Annotated in this window: 15 protein-coding genes; 2 read left to right on the forward strand and 13 right to left on the reverse strand. The window is 45.1% G+C overall.

What is annotated here, in order from left to right:
• Nucleotides 1-19 precede the first annotated feature (19 nt).
• From K8U60_RS01010 to K8U60_RS01020, 3 genes are all read right to left on the reverse strand, one after another.
• Nucleotides 20-751, reverse strand: a complete 732-nt coding sequence (locus K8U60_RS01010) for a pseudouridine synthase (RefSeq protein WP_223632941.1) — start codon at nt 749-751, stop codon at nt 20-22.
• A gap of 257 nt (nt 752-1,008) precedes the next feature.
• Entirely contained in the window at nt 1,009-1,599 is a 591-nt protein-coding gene (gene scpB, locus K8U60_RS01015) for an SMC-Scp complex subunit ScpB (protein ID WP_223632944.1), read from the reverse strand.
• Nucleotides 1,577-2,350 carry a segregation/condensation protein A gene (locus tag K8U60_RS01020; RefSeq protein WP_223632946.1) on the reverse strand — a complete coding sequence of 258 codons (774 nt, stop codon included), beginning with the start codon at nt 2,348-2,350 and terminating at the stop codon, nt 1,577-1,579. Before K8U60_RS01020 ends, scpB begins: the two co-directional genes overlap by 23 nt.
• Before the next feature lie 83 nt (nt 2,351-2,433).
• On the opposite strand from K8U60_RS01020, the gene K8U60_RS01025 reads away from it, so the two are divergent.
• Nucleotides 2,434-2,934, forward strand: coding sequence for a DUF309 domain-containing protein (locus K8U60_RS01025; RefSeq protein ID WP_223632949.1), 501 nt, complete (start codon nt 2,434-2,436; stop codon nt 2,932-2,934).
• A 1-nt stretch (nt 2,935) separates the two neighbouring features.
• On the opposite strand, the gene K8U60_RS01030 is transcribed toward K8U60_RS01025, so the two are convergent.
• The 7 genes from K8U60_RS01030 to K8U60_RS01060 all read right to left on the reverse strand — a co-directional run bounded on the left by K8U60_RS01030 (nt 2,936) and on the right by K8U60_RS01060 (nt 9,685).
• The gene (locus K8U60_RS01030) at nt 2,936-3,295 is read right to left on the reverse strand and encodes a GNAT family N-acetyltransferase (protein WP_223632952.1); all 360 of its coding nucleotides are present in this window, start codon (nt 3,293-3,295) and stop codon (nt 2,936-2,938) included.
• Between the two features lie 180 nt (nt 3,296-3,475).
• A complete protein-coding gene (gene lysA, locus K8U60_RS01035) occupies nt 3,476-4,798 on the reverse strand; it encodes a diaminopimelate decarboxylase (protein WP_223632954.1) in 1,323 nt (440 codons plus the stop codon).
• A gap of 69 nt (nt 4,799-4,867) precedes the next feature.
• Nucleotides 4,868-6,172 (reverse strand): pyrimidine-nucleoside phosphorylase, encoded by a 1,305-nt coding sequence (locus K8U60_RS01040; protein ID WP_223632957.1) that lies wholly within the window; start codon nt 6,170-6,172, stop codon nt 4,868-4,870.
• Between the two features lie 123 nt (nt 6,173-6,295).
• A complete protein-coding gene (gene deoB / locus K8U60_RS01045) occupies nt 6,296-7,483 on the reverse strand; it encodes a phosphopentomutase (protein ID WP_223632960.1) in 1,188 nt (395 codons plus the stop codon).
• 68 nt (nt 7,484-7,551) lie between these two features.
• Nucleotides 7,552-8,454, reverse strand: a complete 903-nt coding sequence (gene xerD, locus K8U60_RS01050; RefSeq protein WP_223632963.1) for a site-specific tyrosine recombinase XerD — start codon at nt 8,452-8,454, stop codon at nt 7,552-7,554.
• A 113-nt stretch (nt 8,455-8,567) separates the two neighbouring features.
• The gene (fur, locus tag K8U60_RS01055) at nt 8,568-9,029 is read right to left on the reverse strand and encodes a ferric iron uptake transcriptional regulator (protein ID WP_006829823.1); all 462 of its coding nucleotides are present in this window, start codon (nt 9,027-9,029) and stop codon (nt 8,568-8,570) included.
• Nucleotides 9,030-9,133: 104 nt separating this feature from the next.
• Nucleotides 9,134-9,685 carry an NUDIX domain-containing protein gene (locus K8U60_RS01060; RefSeq protein ID WP_223632966.1) on the reverse strand — a complete coding sequence of 184 codons (552 nt, stop codon included), beginning with the start codon at nt 9,683-9,685 and terminating at the stop codon, nt 9,134-9,136.
• Nucleotides 9,686-9,764: 79 nt separating this feature from the next.
• Between K8U60_RS01060 and K8U60_RS01065 the strand changes: the two genes are divergently transcribed.
• Nucleotides 9,765-10,667: an aldo/keto reductase gene (locus K8U60_RS01065; protein ID WP_223632973.1), complete on the forward strand. Its 903-nt coding sequence runs from the start codon at nt 9,765-9,767 to the stop codon at nt 10,665-10,667.
• 65 nt (nt 10,668-10,732) lie between these two features.
• Here the strand turns inward: K8U60_RS01065 and K8U60_RS01070 are convergent, their stop codons facing one another.
• Genes K8U60_RS01070 through K8U60_RS01080 form a run of 3 tightly spaced genes read right to left on the reverse strand, consistent with a single transcriptional unit; the run spans nt 10,733 to nt 14,094 of the window.
• Complete coding sequence (locus tag K8U60_RS01070; protein ID WP_223632977.1) at nt 10,733-11,431, reverse strand: Crp/Fnr family transcriptional regulator; 699 nt, start codon at nt 11,429-11,431, stop codon at nt 10,733-10,735.
• Nucleotides 11,432-11,490: 59 nt separating this feature from the next.
• Nucleotides 11,491-12,504 (reverse strand): GTP 3',8-cyclase MoaA, encoded by a 1,014-nt coding sequence (moaA, locus tag K8U60_RS01075; protein ID WP_223632984.1) that lies wholly within the window; start codon nt 12,502-12,504, stop codon nt 11,491-11,493.
• 60 nt (nt 12,505-12,564) lie between these two features.
• Entirely contained in the window at nt 12,565-14,094 is a 1,530-nt protein-coding gene (locus K8U60_RS01080; protein ID WP_223632986.1) for a nitrate/nitrite transporter, read from the reverse strand.
• Nucleotides 14,095-14,682 lie beyond the last annotated feature (588 nt).

A 14,682-nucleotide genomic window follows, 5' to 3' on the forward strand; every position in this document is an offset into this window, starting at 1 on the left:
TTTGAAGTGTTTGTGAACGTTAGACGCGCTTGCCCGTTTCAGCCAAAACACGCAAAAGTTTGACTTCGTGCGCAGAAAGCTCGCGCGATTCACCTGCGTTCAAGCCATGCAATGTCAGGAAAGCGAATTGTTCACGGCTCAATTTCTGAACCGGGTAACCGATCGCTTCGAACATTCTGCGGACTTGGCGGTTTCTGCCTTCATGAATAGTGATTTGCACAATCGCTTTGCCCGTCTTTTTATCTCCAGACAAAAGCTTCACTCTTGCAGGAGCTGTCATGCCATCCTCGAGTTTGATGCCACGTTCCAATTTTTTTAAATCGTCTCTTTCCGGGATCCCTTTTAAGCGGGCTACATAAGTTTTGTCAATTTCAAATTTTGGATGGGTTAGCATATTGGCGAATTCGCCGTCATTTGTCATAATCAGCAAGCCGGATGTATCATAATCCAGACGCCCGACTGGATAAATCCGTTTTTCGATGTCACCAAAAAAGTCCGTAACAACTTTCCGGTTTTTATCATCAGAAACAGCAGAAATGACACCGCGTGGCTTATACAATAAATAATAGACTTTCTGCTCTTTTTCAAGCTGAACGCCTTCCACTTCAATCTTATCCGTGCTTGAAACTTTTACTCCCAATTCTTTGATCGTTTTTCCGTTGACTCTTACTTTGCCGTCCAAGATCAATTGTTCCGACTTACGTCGTGACGCCACTCCTGCATGTGCAAGTACTTTCTGTAATCTTTCCATAAATAAGTTCACCTCATTAGTATTTTTTTCGAAAAGCCTACGTGCTCGTTCACCCTACTGGGATAAACACTGCAGCAGAAGAAACCAGAGTGTGCAATTGCACATTTCCGGACATCTCTGCCAAGTACTGCAAATGGTTTACAATAACTCGATATGCCGTTCGTTCCTCTCGGAATTATGTCACATTTCGCTAAAAAGCGGAAGCGCTAAGCTCAAAAGAAAAGAAGACTGTCAATGGCTCAGCCTTCAGAGAATCTCTATACTTTCACTTCTTCTTTAAAGGTTTGCTGAAAATTGGTCATAAAAAGATCTGCGTCTTCATCCAGATCATTCATCGCTTCCTCAGGCAGCGGAGGCAGTTCATCCAAGTTCTTCAACCCGAAATAATTCAAAAATTCGTTGGTTGTGCCATATAAAATGGCGCGGCCTGTCCCTTCAACCCGTCCGGCTTCCTGCACCAACCCTTTTGCTGCAAGGGTGTGCAATGCTTTTTCACTTTTAACTCCGCGCAGATCTTCAACTTCCACCCGCGTGATCGGCTGCTTGTAGGCAATGATTGCCAAGACCTCCAAGGAGGCTTGAGACAATGCTTGAACAGTGGGATTTTCCACCAATTTTTGAATCGTTTCAGCCACTTCCTGTTTCGTCACCAGTTGAAAAACTCCTGCCAGTTCTTTGAGACAGATGCCGCTGACAGATTCAGCGTAACGTGTCTCCAACTCCACGATTCCTGCTTGTAATTCTTCAATCTCCGCTTCCGTCAAAAACTGGAGCTGTTTCATCGTCAGGCCATCGTCTCCTGCCACAAACAGCAAAGCCTCTATTTTACTCGAAAGATTCGTCTTCATATTCCCACTTGTCCTTTCTCAGTTCCACCATCAAGTCCGTGAAATTGGTTTCCTGCTCAACCGCAACTACTTGCCGCTTCATCAATTCCAAAATGGACAAAAATGATACCACTAAAACGGTTTTGTCATCAGATGGAAACAGATTACTGAATGACGTACGTCCTTTTGATAACTTCAACTGGTCGACGATTGAAGTCATTTGATGTTTGATGGAAATTTCCTGTCTTGCGATTCGCGCAGATAATGGCGCTTTTAATTGCTTTCGGCGGAGCATCTTCTGAAATGCCCCGAGCATGTCGTACGCATTCACTTCGAGATCGACCTGATCGTACGGAATGGCTGCTTGTATTTCCGATAAATCCATTGGGGCTTTCGTATAAATGAAAGAGCGTTTGCTTTCCAACTCTTTCAACTTCTCGGAAGCCTCCTTGAATTTGCGGTACTCGACAAGCCGCGAGACCAATTCTTCACGGGGATCCTGTTCATCAAATTCATATTCTACTTCATCCAGTTCCCCTTCATGGACCGGCAGCAGCGTTTTGCTTTTTATCGCAAGCAAAGTGGCTGCCATGACAAGGTACTCACTGGCTTCATTTAATTCCAGGACTTGCATCGCACGTATGTGTTCCATATACTGTGAAGTAATCTGTGAAACAGGAATATCGTAAATATCAATTTCCAAACGGTGGATTAAATGCAATAATAAATCTAGAGGACCTTCAAACGCCTCTACTTTTACTTCATAAGACATGATTTTACCACCTGACTGTTAAAATACTCATTGTTCCCGATTAATGGGCAATTAACCTTTATTATAGTAGAAAGGGGATCAAAATGCATCCACTTCAACATCCGCTGTTTATTCAATACATCATCAATTTTAATCAAGAAAAAGATTTTTTCGAATGCCACGAAGTTGGCGAAGAATACTGGAAGTCCATCGCCCCCAAAGACAAGATGCATCCACTTACCGGCTGGATCCAGTTGGCAGTCGGCATGTACCATTGGCGAAGAAGCAATTATCCGGGAGCATTGCGATCGTTTATCCGCGCAAAGGTCAAATTGGCTTCAGGTGGCGTTTGGGTGGAAGGATTTGATCATGAAAAGCTGATCGGGATCTTAACGGAGTCGATTGAAGCTGTCACAGAACGCAAACCTTTTTTCGACCAGCAAATTCCGATCATTTCCGAAGAGCTGAAACAGGCTGTGGAAGCCTATTACTCTGAACATCCTCTAACGCAGCAGGATCCATATTTCCTTATGCATAAGCATAGGCTACGTGACCGTACTTCCATCATCAGCTTACGTGAACAAAAAAAAAGGCGGAACCTTTAAATTAAAGGTCGCCTTTTTTTACTGGGCATTTTTTTAGAAATGCTTCGGTTTCTTCCGTTGCCAGCATTTTCCGATCTTGCATGATATCCTGGATCTTGTCCACCATTTCATGGCCGATTCCGTCTCCGCGATGCGAAGGATTTACTGACAAATGATGGATCGTATAGGATTCCTCGCCAACTTCCACACCTAATAACCCGACAAAATCATCCCCTTTTTTCCAAAGGAATAATTGCCAATCCGGATTTTCTTCATAGATATGCATGGTTTGCTGCAGTTTTTTCAACTCTCGCTCTTTCGGCATGAACGACATCAGCCCCATAGCGATTTTCTCGAATGATTTTTTATATCTGAATAGCATAATTAAATCCCTCATTTTCGTCTAAAAGCGGCTTTTATCATACTACTATAGATCTCCGGATAACTCAAGAGAGCATTCTTTAGCCGCTAATGACATTTTCTGCAAAAAAGACCCAGTAGACGATTCCCCATGCGATGGCCATCGCGAGGATAAAAAGCAACAAGACCAGGTTCCCTTTTTTCATTTCTGGACAGCCTTTTGGGAGTAACTTAGATCCTGTTTAATCAGATCATCATTTGTTTCACGTTTTACAACCAGCTGGTGTACACCGTTTTCCACGAAAACAACTGCTGGACGTGCGATGCGATTGTAGTTGCTGGCCATTGAATAGCCGTAGGCGCCTGTACAGAAAACACTTAAAATGTCTCCTGATTCAACCACAGGAAGCTCGGCTTTCTCGATCAGTTTGTCTCCTGATTCACAGCATTTTCCTGCAATGGTGTATTGTTCGGTCAATGCAGCATTTGCCTTGTTGGCTATCAATGAACTGTATTTTGCTCCGTACAGAGCAGGACGGATATTATCCGACATACCTCCGTCAACCGCCGCATATTTACGTGTCCCGGGCACTTCCTTCATCGAGCCGATGGTGTAAAGCGTCGTTCCGGCATCGCCGATCAATGAACGGCCCGGCTCGATCCAAATTTCCGGAATCGGATAACCCGCGGCTTCAGATGTCTGTTTGACAGTTTCAATCATCTGCCTTACATAGACAGCAGGTTCAAGCGGCTTGTCATCTTCTGTATAACGAATTCCAAAGCCTCCGCCCAAGTTCAATACCGGACACGTATAACCGAAATCCTCTTTCCAGCCGGCCATTTTCTGCAGCAGTTTTTCTGCAGCCAGCTGGAATGCACCTGTATCAAAAATCTGAGAACCGATGTGGCAATGAAGACCCATCAGCTTCAAATATTCATGATCATATGTTTGCTGGAATGCGTTGTCCGCTTGGCCGTTCTTCAAATCAAAACCGAATTTCGAATCTTCCTGCCCGGTCGTGATGTAGTCATGTGTATGGGCTTCAATTCCAGGTGTCACACGCAACAGGATATTCATTGGTCGTTTGGACTGTTCAGAAAGTTTCTTCAATAAGTCGATTTCGTGGAAATTATCGACCACGATGCAGCCGATTCCCACTTCAAACGCCATTTGCAACTCTTCCAGGCTTTTGTTATTGCCGTGGAAATGGATCTTTTCGACCGGGAACCCAGCTTTAACGGCTGTATACAATTCCCCAGCGGAAACTACGTCCAGAGATAGGTTCTCTTCCGCCGCTACCTGGTAGATGGCAATCGTTGAAAATGCTTTACTCGCATAAGCAACCTGGTAACCGATGCCTGCTTCTTCAAAAGTTTGCTGAAACGCTCTGGCACGATCTCGGAATAACTGGATATCGTAAACGTAAAGCGGTGTGCCGTAAGTTTTCGCCAAATCCAGCGAATCCGTTCCGCCTATCGTCAAATGGCCCTGCTTGTTGATTGATTGTGTGCCGTATAAATGCAATAAAAGCCCCTCCTGATAATGTATGTATGTGAAAAATCTTGCTGAGCGACTACCCAGCAAGATTTTTTGTCAATCGGTTATCAAAGCTGAGATCAGTTTGATTTTTTCAACCGGTTCACTAGTATATTCGATACTATTATATATCATTTTAGAACATTCTGCGACTTCTTCTGTGTTGGAATAGATCGTAGCGATCGACTCTCCAGCTTTGACGAAGTCTCCAACTTTCTTATGAAGAACAATTCCGACAGCTAAATCGATTTCGGATTCTTTCGTTGCTCTGCCTGCTCCGAGCACCATTGCGGCTGTACCAATTTCGTCAGCTTCCATAAATGAAACATAGCCTTCTTCTTTAGAAGGGACTTCTGTAACAAATTCAGCTTGTGGCAATAATGTGACATCGTCCACTACTGCCGGATTTCCACCTTGATCTGCAATGAATTGCTTGAAGATTTCCAAAGCCTTTCCATTTTCAATCACTTTTTCCAACATGGTCCGGGCTTCCTCCAGCGTTTCCGCTTTTCCTCCCACAACGACCATCTGGCTGCCGAGCACCATGCACAATTCCGTCAGATCTTCCGGTCCTTTGCCCTGCAGTGTTTCAATCGCTTCTTTGACTTCCAATGCATTGCCGATGGCAAATCCAAGCGGCTGGCTCATATCAGAAATGATGGCCATTGTTTTTCTGCCCGTAGCATTGCCGATCCCCACCATAGCATGTGCCAGTTCCTTGGCATCTTCAGGGGTTTTCATAAATGCGCCTTCGCCTGTCTTAACGTCGAGGACGATTGCGTCTGCCCCAGCTGCGATTTTTTTGCTCATGATCGAGCTTGCGATCAATGGGATGCTATTGACAGTACCTGTTACATCACGCAATGCATACAGTTTTTTATCGGCAGGAGTCAAATTTCCGCTTTGGCCGATAACCGCCAATTTATGGTCGTTTACTTGCTTGATGAAATCTTCTGTTGAAAGCTCCACATGAAAGCCGTCAATCGCTTCTAATTTGTCAATCGTTCCGCCGGTGTGGCCAAGGCCGCGCCCACTCATTTTTGCAACTGGAACGCCGCAAGCCGCCACTAAAGGACCAAGAACAAGTGTAGTCGTATCGCCGACTCCGCCCGTGGAATGCTTATCTACTTTTATGCCTTCGATCGCCGACAAGTCGATTTGGTCTCCTGATTCAGCCATTGCCAACGTCAGGTCTGCGCGCTCGCGTTCTGTCATGTTTTGAAAATAGACAGCCATCAGAAATGCACTCATCTGATAATCTTCGATATCGCCATTTGTATAGCCAGTGATGACGAACTTGATTTCTTCGGTCGACAGCTCATTGCCGTCTCTTTTCTTTTCAATCAAATCTACCATTCTCATGAATTCTACCGCCTTCTTAGTTTTGTTTTCGAATAGTCGAACCAAAAGCTTATTGGATTAATTGTTGTTGATATTCCGCAACGGAATAGTATTCATTCTAACTAATTAATTCAATTTATAATATTACCCGTTTAAACGTGACAAAAAGCTCTTGCCGAATTTAGGCATTGCCACGGAGAAGTTTTCAGCGATGGTAGCACCGATGTCGGAAAACGTCTTTCCGGTTTCCAGCTGTTCGCCGCCTTTGAAGCGCGGAGAATAAGCGAGAAGCGGAACATATTCACGCGTATGATCCGTACCAGGGAACGTCGGGTCATTGCCGTGATCCGCTGTAAGAATCAACAGGTCGTCTTCTTGCATTTTTTCCAGTACTTCAGGCAATCGGACATCAAATGCTTCCAGTGCATCTCCGTATCCTTTCGGATCTCTGCGATGTCCGTAAAGCGCATCAAAGTCCACCAGGTTCAGAAAACTCAATCCGTGAAATTCTTCTCCCACGACTTGAACCAATTTATCCATGCCATCCATATTGTCTTTTGTACGCAAGGCTTTCGTGACGCCTGCTCCATTGTAAATATCATCAATTTTGCCGATGGCGATCACGTCTTTGCCGCCATCTTTCAATTCATTCATTACCGTGCGTTCGAATGGCGCCAAAGCATAGTCATGTCGGTTCGATGTCCGTTTAAAAGCCCCGGGTTGTCCAAGGAACGGACGCGCAATGACGCGGCCTACCAGGTATTCCGGTTCCAATGTCAATTCGCGGGCGATTTCACAAATGCGGTAGAGCTCATCAAGTGGAATGATTTCCTCGTGAGCCGCAATCTGCAAGACTGGGTCAGCAGATGTATAGACGATGATTGCGCCCGTTTCCATATGCTGCTGGCCAAGCTCATCCAGAATTTCAGTGCCGCTCGCCGGCTTGTTTCCGAGAACTTTGCGGCCTGTCTTTTCTTCCAGCTGTCGGATCAACTCTTCCGGAAATCCGTCTGGATAGACCTTGAAAGGTGTGTCGATATTCAAGCCCATAATTTCCCAATGGCCAGTCATGGTATCTTTTCCGACAGAAGCTTCCTGCAATTTTCCGTAATAGGCTGTGGGTGCATCAGATGCTGCAAGCCCTTTCACCGGAACGATGTTGGCAAGACCGAGTTTCTCCATATTCGGCATATTCAATCCGCCCACCGCTTCTGCAATGTGGCCAAGTGTGTCTGATCCTGTATCTCCAAAGGCTTCAGCGTCAGGTGCTTCACCGATGCCCACTGAATCCAATACGACTAAGTGAACGCGTTTAAATGGTTTGATTGTCATAAGTCTTCCTCCTTATTTTCATTTTTATTTTACCACATTCCGTTCCCTTGTCGGAAGTCAGACCTCTTTTAGGCGCGAGGATGAAATTGAGAATAAACATCTTTTAAGCGTGTTTTGCTGACATGTGTATAAATTTGCGTGGTGGAGATGTCTGCGTGGCCCAGCATTTCCTGAACTGCGCGGATATCCGCTCCATTTTCCAAAAGGTGTGTGGCGAAGGAATGGCGCAGCGTATGCGGCGTCAATTCCTTTTGGATGCCCGCTTTTTGGGCGTGCTGCTTCAGCAGTTTCCAAAACCCTTGGCGGGTCAGCCGTTTGCCGCGCTGATTGATGAACATGGCATCCGTTTTTTCTCCGCTTTTCATTAGGTCCAATCGTCCTTGTTCCAAATAGGTTTGGCAGGATTTTAGCGCCGATTTTCCTAAAGGAATGATTCGTTCTTTTCCACCTTTACCGGTGCAGCGGACAAACCCCATCGTTAAATGGACGTCTTCTACATCCAGATTGATGCATTCACTGATCCGCATTCCGCTGGCATACAATAATTCCAGCATAGCCTGATCTCGTAAACCGTTCGCTTTATTGGTGGCTGGTGCCTGTATAAGAGCATCCACTTCTTCAATAGACAGGATATTCGGAAGCTTCTTGTCCATTTGAGGCATCTCTAAATGAACAGTGGGATCCGTTTCGACGATCCGTTCACGAATCAGGAATTGATGAAATGAACGGATCGATGAAATGTGGCGGGCTACGGTCCTTGGAGTTTTCGTCGATTCCTTCAGATGGCGCAAATGATTCAATATATGTACGCGCTCGACTTTGCTTAGGGACTCCAATTGTTCCACTTCTTTTAAATACTGCAAATAGGCTTTCAGATCCCGTTCGTATGACGACAGTGTATTATCCGCAAGCTGTCTTTCAACACGCAGAAAATGCACGTAATCGTCGAGTGCATCTTTGCCAAAATTCATGCGTCTGCCTCCTTTACATTTCACATTTGAGCTATCCGTTCCAATCATATAACCATTTCTATTTTCCCATAAAAAAAGGACGGCCTGTATGGGGGCCGTCCTTTTGGCATCAGTTATTCTGATGGATTTTGGGAACTGCTGTCGTTGCAGCGCCAGCAGATGCCATGGAAAGTAAGACGGTGGTCTTTAATTTGGAAATTCCAACGTTTCTCTACTATGTTCTCCACATCTTCCAGAAGGTCTTCCTGAATTTCATCCACTGCTCCACATTCCAAACACACAAGGTGATGATGGAAATGTGCTGCGCCTTCCTGACGCAAATCGTAGCGCGACACACCATCACCGAAATTTATTTTGTCGACAATTTTCAATTCTGTTAAAAGCTCTAACGTTCGGTACACCGTTGCCAATCCGATTTCCGGTGCAATGTCTTTCACTAACAGATAGACGTCTTCCGCACTTAGATGGTCTTCCTCATGGTCTAACAAAACTCGAACTGTCGCTTCACGCTGTGGCGTCAATTTGTAACTCGCAGCGTGTAATTGCTTTTTGATCCGATCAATCCTGGTTTCCATGCGACGCCCTCCCTCAAACTGCCTTTATTATATCAAAAGGGAGTTCTCAATTACAACAATACTCTCCGCTCTTTAATGATAATCGTTACAAAGTAATAATAGTTTCAATTCTCAATTGAGATTCGTTGCTTTGCCCATAGCACGGCAAATGCAGTTTTTGCATCATATATTCTTTCATCTACAACCATTTGTTCCGCTTCTTCAAGGGTCACTTCCATCAATTCCACGAATTCATCGTCATCAAGTACTGCACCATTTGTCGCTTTGCTTAATCCTTCCGCCGCAAACAAATGGACAACTTCGTCAGCAAATCCGGGAGATGTGGCGAAAGTTTGTATTTTAACAAGCTTCTCTGCTGTATACCCTGTTTCTTCTTCCAACTCACGCATTGCAGTATATTCCGGAGCTTCTCCGGGTTCCAGCTTCCCTGCAGGAATTTCCACAAGGGAACGTTCCAACGCTTTTCGGTACTGTTCCACCAATATGATTTTATTTTCAGGGGTAATGGCAATAATGGCAACCGCTCCTGGATGCTCGATCAATTCACGTTTCGATGTATGGCCATTAGGAAGCGATACATCATCAACTTTTAAATTAATGATTTTCCCTTCGTATAAACGATTGGAATGGATGGTCTTTTCTTCAAATTTTTTCATGGGAATCCTCTTTTCATTTGTGGTTTCTCTGAGGAAAAGTATACCATATAAGGTAGGACAGACTAAATGAGGTGCAGAGATGAAGAAAAACTTTTTAGGTACCAGTGAGATTGAAGTCAGTGAAATCGGTTTGGGCTGCATGTCCCTGCCAACAGATGCAAAAGAGGCGGGCATCATTGTTGATGAAGCAATTGCACAGGGCATCAACTATTTTGATACTGCTGATTTGTATAACAAAGGGATTAACGAGGAAGTTGTCGGAAAAGCATTAAAAGACCACCGGAAAGACATCGTCTTAGCTACCAAAGTCGGCAATGAGTGGAGCACTCAATCAGATGAGGTCAAATGGAATCCGTCGAAAGCGTATATCAAAGAACAGATCCATGCGAGCTTAAAACGGCTCCAGACAGACTATATCGATCTGTACCAATTGCATGGCGGCATGATTACCGATGAGACCGAAGAAACCATTGAGGCTTTTGAAGAATTAAAAGAAGAAGGGCTGATTCGTGCGTATGGCATTTCCTCCATCCGGCCGAACGTCATCAAACGCTTTCTCGAAAAAAGTGATATTTCTTCCATCATGATGCAATACAGCCTACTGGACCGCCGGCCGGAAGAACTTCTCGACCGCATCGGACAAGCTGGAAAATCCGTTGTTACACGCGGGTCGCTTGCGAAAGGCCTATTGACCGGCGAAGGGCTTCAGCGGGCAGGAAAAATGGACGGCTATCTGGGGTATGGGGCGGAGGAATTGAAAACCACTCTCCATAAATTATCGGCAGTCCACGACAATTTGCATGCCTTGGCATTACAGAGCGTATTGCAGCACGACACGGTCAGCTCAGTCGTCGCTGGAGCCAGTTCAGCCGATCAGCTCAAAGCGACCATCAAAGCATACGATACGCCGGTTTCACCCGAGCAAATTAAAGAGGCTAAAGCACTGACTCGCCAGGATATTTATCAGGATCATCGGGAATAACCTAATCTTAACAATAAAAAACCAGCAGCAATCCCGTCAATAAAATACGGCTGGCTGCTGGCTTTCTATTTATATAGCGACAAGTTTTCCATATCCACGATTCGGATGGCCCGTTGATCGTATTGCTGGATCCATCCTTCATCTTCAAACTTGGCCAATTTCCGGCTGATCGTTTCCGGCGTAGTTCCGAGATAAGAAGCAAGATCTTTTCGCGACATCGGCAATCGGATCTCTTTGCTTTGGCTAGATTCAGCTTGCTGGATCAAATACAAGGCGACTCTCGTCTCTGTGTCTTCTGTCGTAAAACTGGTCATTTGATGTTCTGTCTGATCCAGTCTCAGCGAGAATTCCTTGATGATCTTCAAAGATATTTGCGGATATTTTAGAAACAAGTCGTTTATGTCTCTACTGCTGATCGTGCACAGTTCCGCAGCTTCCATCGCTTCTGCATAAGAATCGTGGACATTGTCTGTAAAAAGAGCCAGTTCACCTGTAAAATCACCTGGCTGCAGAATCCGGATCACCTGCTCCTTGCCATTTTCAGTCAAACGGTATACTTTCAATTTCCCTTTATGGATAATGTACAAGGAATTGGATTTTTCACCTGACCTGTAGAGAATTTCACCTTTTGACAACTTTCGTCCTTTGGTTGTAGCAGCGACTTCTTCCAGTTCGGCTGGTTCAAGATGGTTAAAAATTGGAACGATGGATACACATAGATGTTCATGTCGCGAAGATGGTTGTTTTAACCCATTGCTCTCCATACTTTCCCTCCTGTATTGATCCATATAGTTCGATTTCTCCCTTACCTATACCCGAAAGATCAACCTCCTATATAAGACATGCCGATTTTCTTTCGGCTTTTGGCACTTTCTTCAGTCCGTTCATCGGAATACCGATCTCTTCTCCCACTCCAAACTGCACCGATTGCATTGAGAAGCTGTAGATCATCCCAATCATCCCGAAGAAGTTTGCGTATATCGAATCCTTCCGTAGCAAAAAGACAGGTATAGAATTTTCCATCGGACGATAACCTGGACCTTGTACACGATGAACAGAACGATTCTGAAACAGATGTGATGAAACCAACTTGGGCTTCACTGCCTTCATAACGGTACCGTTTGGCCACTTCCCCAAAATAATCTTCGTCGACAGCCGTTAATGGATAAACCGATTCGAGCTTCCGGAGGATTTCCTTCTTGGTTACGACTTTTTCAAAGCTCCAATTATTGTCATTTCCGACATCCATAAACTCAATAAAACGCAATGTGATTCCCCGTTCTTTGAAATAGGCAGCCATAGGAAGGATTTCCGCATCATTGACATTTTTTTGGACAACCATATTCACTTTGATTTCAAATCCAAGAGCTTTTGCGTAGTCTATCTGTTCCAAAATATTTTCTGAGCTGACCCCTCGACCATTCAAGCTTCCGAATAATTCCGGATCCAGCGCGTCAAGGCTAACGTTCAGCCTTCTGAGTCCCGCATCGTACAGAGACTGGCCATGTCGTTTAAGCAGCATGCCATTAGTGGTCAATCCGACATCTTCTACTCCTTCAACTGAAAAGATCATTTTGATTAATTCCGGCAATCCCCTGCGCAATAAAGGTTCTCCGCCCGTTAATCGTATTTTTTTAACCCCCATCGACACAAATAATCTGGTGAGTCTTTGGATTTCCTCAAAAGTCAGCAATTCCTGTTTAGGCAAAAATGCATAGTCGTCACCGAACACCTCTTTTGGCATGCAGTAAGAACACCGGAAGTTGCAGCGGTCTGTAACAGAAATGCGCAAATCCCTCATTGGACGTCCCAGCTGATCGGTCAATGGTTCCATCATCTTCTTATCCACCTTTCTTAAACACTTCATTCGTACAAAAGAGTTTTTTTGGTCTCTTGTTCATGTAGTCATCACTGGAATGATGCCGGTTTTTTTCTTGTATTCAGAAGTGATATCAGTGAATGTACCAACGTAACGGACGACCTCACCTGTGTCATCCTTTACTGCACTGATATTCAACCATTGAAGGTACTCCTCACCATTTTTGCGCCGGTTCCAAATTTCCCCTTGCCACATTCCCTTCTGCTCAATTTCCTGCCACATTTCTTTGTAGAAGTCTTTTGGCTGTCTGTCGGATTTCATGATGCTTGGGTTTTGGCCGATGACATCCGCTTCTTCAAAGCCAGTCAATTTAGTAAATGCCGGATTCACCGTTTTTATTTTCCCCGTAATGTCTGTCACTAAAATGCCCTGTCCGGTTGACTTGAAAACTTCGGCTGCCAGCTGCAGACGATCCTGGTAGTACATCCAGACAACCAGCACGAGACTCGCCAGTGCAACTTGGGAGAGGAGCATGAATCCGATTGAATATTGACCCGTGACTGAAAAGATAATCGACAGCATGATCGGTGGGAAAAATCCGCCGAGGCCACCCATCATGGATACGATTCCGTTTGCAATACCGGCCTGCTTATTGAAGTAAAACGGCACTAGTTTAAAGATGACGCCGTTGCCAATACCCGCACTTACTGCAATAGCCAGCGTACCGACTGTGTAAATTCCGATTGTTGGAGAAAAAGCCAACACGATCGCGGCGATGGTATAGATGAAGAACGTCCCCATCAACAGCAACAAAGGCTGCAGTTTATCGGCAAGCCATCCGCCTATCGGCCGAAGAAAAGTCGCAAGTGCGATAAATCCGGCAGTCCGCATGCCAGCATCCACTTTTTCCAGTCCGAAATTGCTGACAAGGAAGTTGGGCAGATAAATCGTAAATGCTACAAAAGAGCCGAAGGTGATGAAATAGAACAAGGAAAAGAACCAAAGTTTTTCATTTTTATAAACACCCTTAATCTGCTCAATAATAGGGGTTTTCACTTTCGGTTCATGGCGGTCACCAAAGAAGAAATTCAATGCTGCAAAAATCAGCAACAGGATCAGGTAGATCTTGACAGTGTTTGACCAGCCAATCTGTGTGGCAATCAGTGGAGCAGAAAATGTAGTGACGGCTGTACCGATGTTACCGGCACCATAAATTCCGTTGACGAGTCCGTGTTTCTCTTTCGTATAGTATTTGGGAAGCGAGGTTACCCCTACTGAAAAGACTGCTCCCCCGATCCCCAGGAATAATCCACTGATGATGAGGTCTGTAAAACTGGAGGCTTCACTTAAGTAAAAGACCGGAAACAAAAGCAGGATAAAACTTACTAGAAAAATAATTCGCGCTCCAAAGACATTGGCGTAATAGCCAAGTGGAATCCGCAGAATGGAACCCAGCACAACAGGCACAGCGGTAACGATAGCCAGTCTTTCCGGAGCTATGGCTATATCTTCGCTGATAAATGGAATCAGGGAAGATATAATCACCCACACCATAAAACCGACCACGAGATTCATTGTTTGAAGGGGCAATTGCAGTTTCTTAATCATCAAAATCACCTTTTCCACTGAATTTTCTTTACGATTTTTTCATATTGATTCCCTGCCTTCATTGTATCCCGAGAGTATCTGCATTTTAATAAGGGAGAGCCCTTCTACTGGGAGGGGAAACCCTTAAATTTAGAAAAGCGCAAGCGCCCGTATAGATTCGACGGGCATAAGACGATTTGGCGAAGTGGCGTTTTTTCAGCCACACAGCCAGAGTGGCTTATGTCCCTAGAATCTGGGCGCTGGAGTCTAGACAAATATGAAAAGTGCAAGCGCCCGTATAGTCCCGACCAGCGCTGGAGGCAATACCGGTAATGGCGTTCTTTGCCATTGTCGGTATTGCCGAAGCGACTCGAGGGACTGGGCGCTGGAGTCTAGACAAATAAGAAAAGTGCAAGCGCCCGTATAGTCCCGACCAGCGCTGGAGGCAATACCGGTAATGGCGTTCTTTGCCATTGTCGGTATTGCCGAAGCGACTCGAGGGACTGGGCGCTGGAGTCTAGACAAATAAGAAACGCGCAAGCGCCCGTATAGATTCGACGGGCATAGGACGAGCTGGCGAAGTGGCGTTTTTTCAGCCACACAGCCAGA

It is taken from the genome of Planococcus circulans, assembly GCF_020023385.1.
In the GTDB taxonomy this organism is placed as follows: Bacteria; Bacillota; Bacilli; order Bacillales_A; family Planococcaceae; genus Planococcus.

Bases quoted from the DNA above. Each gene is read 5' to 3' on its own strand.
- K8U60_RS01040 (WP_223632957.1), bottom strand. From the start codon at position 6,172: ATGAGAATGGTAGATTTGATTGAAAAGAAAAGAGACGGCAATGAGCTG.
- deoB (WP_223632960.1), bottom strand. From the start codon at position 7,483: ATGACAATCAAACCATTTAAACGCGTTCACTTAGTCGTATTGGATTCA.
- K8U60_RS01030 (WP_223632952.1), bottom strand. From the start codon at position 3,295: ATGCTATTCAGATATAAAAAATCATTCGAGAAAATCGCTATGGGGCTG.
- moaA (WP_223632984.1), bottom strand. From the start codon at position 12,504: ATGATGGAACCATTGACCGATCAGCTGGGACGTCCAATGAGGGATTTG.
- K8U60_RS01060 (WP_223632966.1), bottom strand. From the start codon at position 9,685: ATGAAAAAATTTGAAGAAAAGACCATCCATTCCAATCGTTTATACGAA.
- K8U60_RS01025 (WP_223632949.1), top strand. From the start codon at position 2,434: ATGCATCCACTTCAACATCCGCTGTTTATTCAATACATCATCAATTTT.
- K8U60_RS01065 (WP_223632973.1), top strand. From the start codon at position 9,765: ATGAAGAAAAACTTTTTAGGTACCAGTGAGATTGAAGTCAGTGAAATC.
- K8U60_RS01010 (WP_223632941.1), bottom strand. From the start codon at position 751: ATGGAAAGATTACAGAAAGTACTTGCACATGCAGGAGTGGCGTCACGA.
- scpB (WP_223632944.1), bottom strand. From the start codon at position 1,599: ATGAAGACGAATCTTTCGAGTAAAATAGAGGCTTTGCTGTTTGTGGCA.
- fur (WP_006829823.1), bottom strand. From the start codon at position 9,029: ATGGAAACCAGGATTGATCGGATCAAAAAGCAATTACACGCTGCGAGT.
- xerD (WP_223632963.1), bottom strand. From the start codon at position 8,454: ATGAATTTTGGCAAAGATGCACTCGACGATTACGTGCATTTTCTGCGT.
- K8U60_RS01080 (WP_223632986.1), bottom strand. From the start codon at position 14,094: ATGATTAAGAAACTGCAATTGCCCCTTCAAACAATGAATCTCGTGGTC.
- K8U60_RS01020 (WP_223632946.1), bottom strand. From the start codon at position 2,350: ATGTCTTATGAAGTAAAAGTAGAGGCGTTTGAAGGTCCTCTAGATTTA.
- K8U60_RS01070 (WP_223632977.1), bottom strand. From the start codon at position 11,431: ATGGAGAGCAATGGGTTAAAACAACCATCTTCGCGACATGAACATCTA.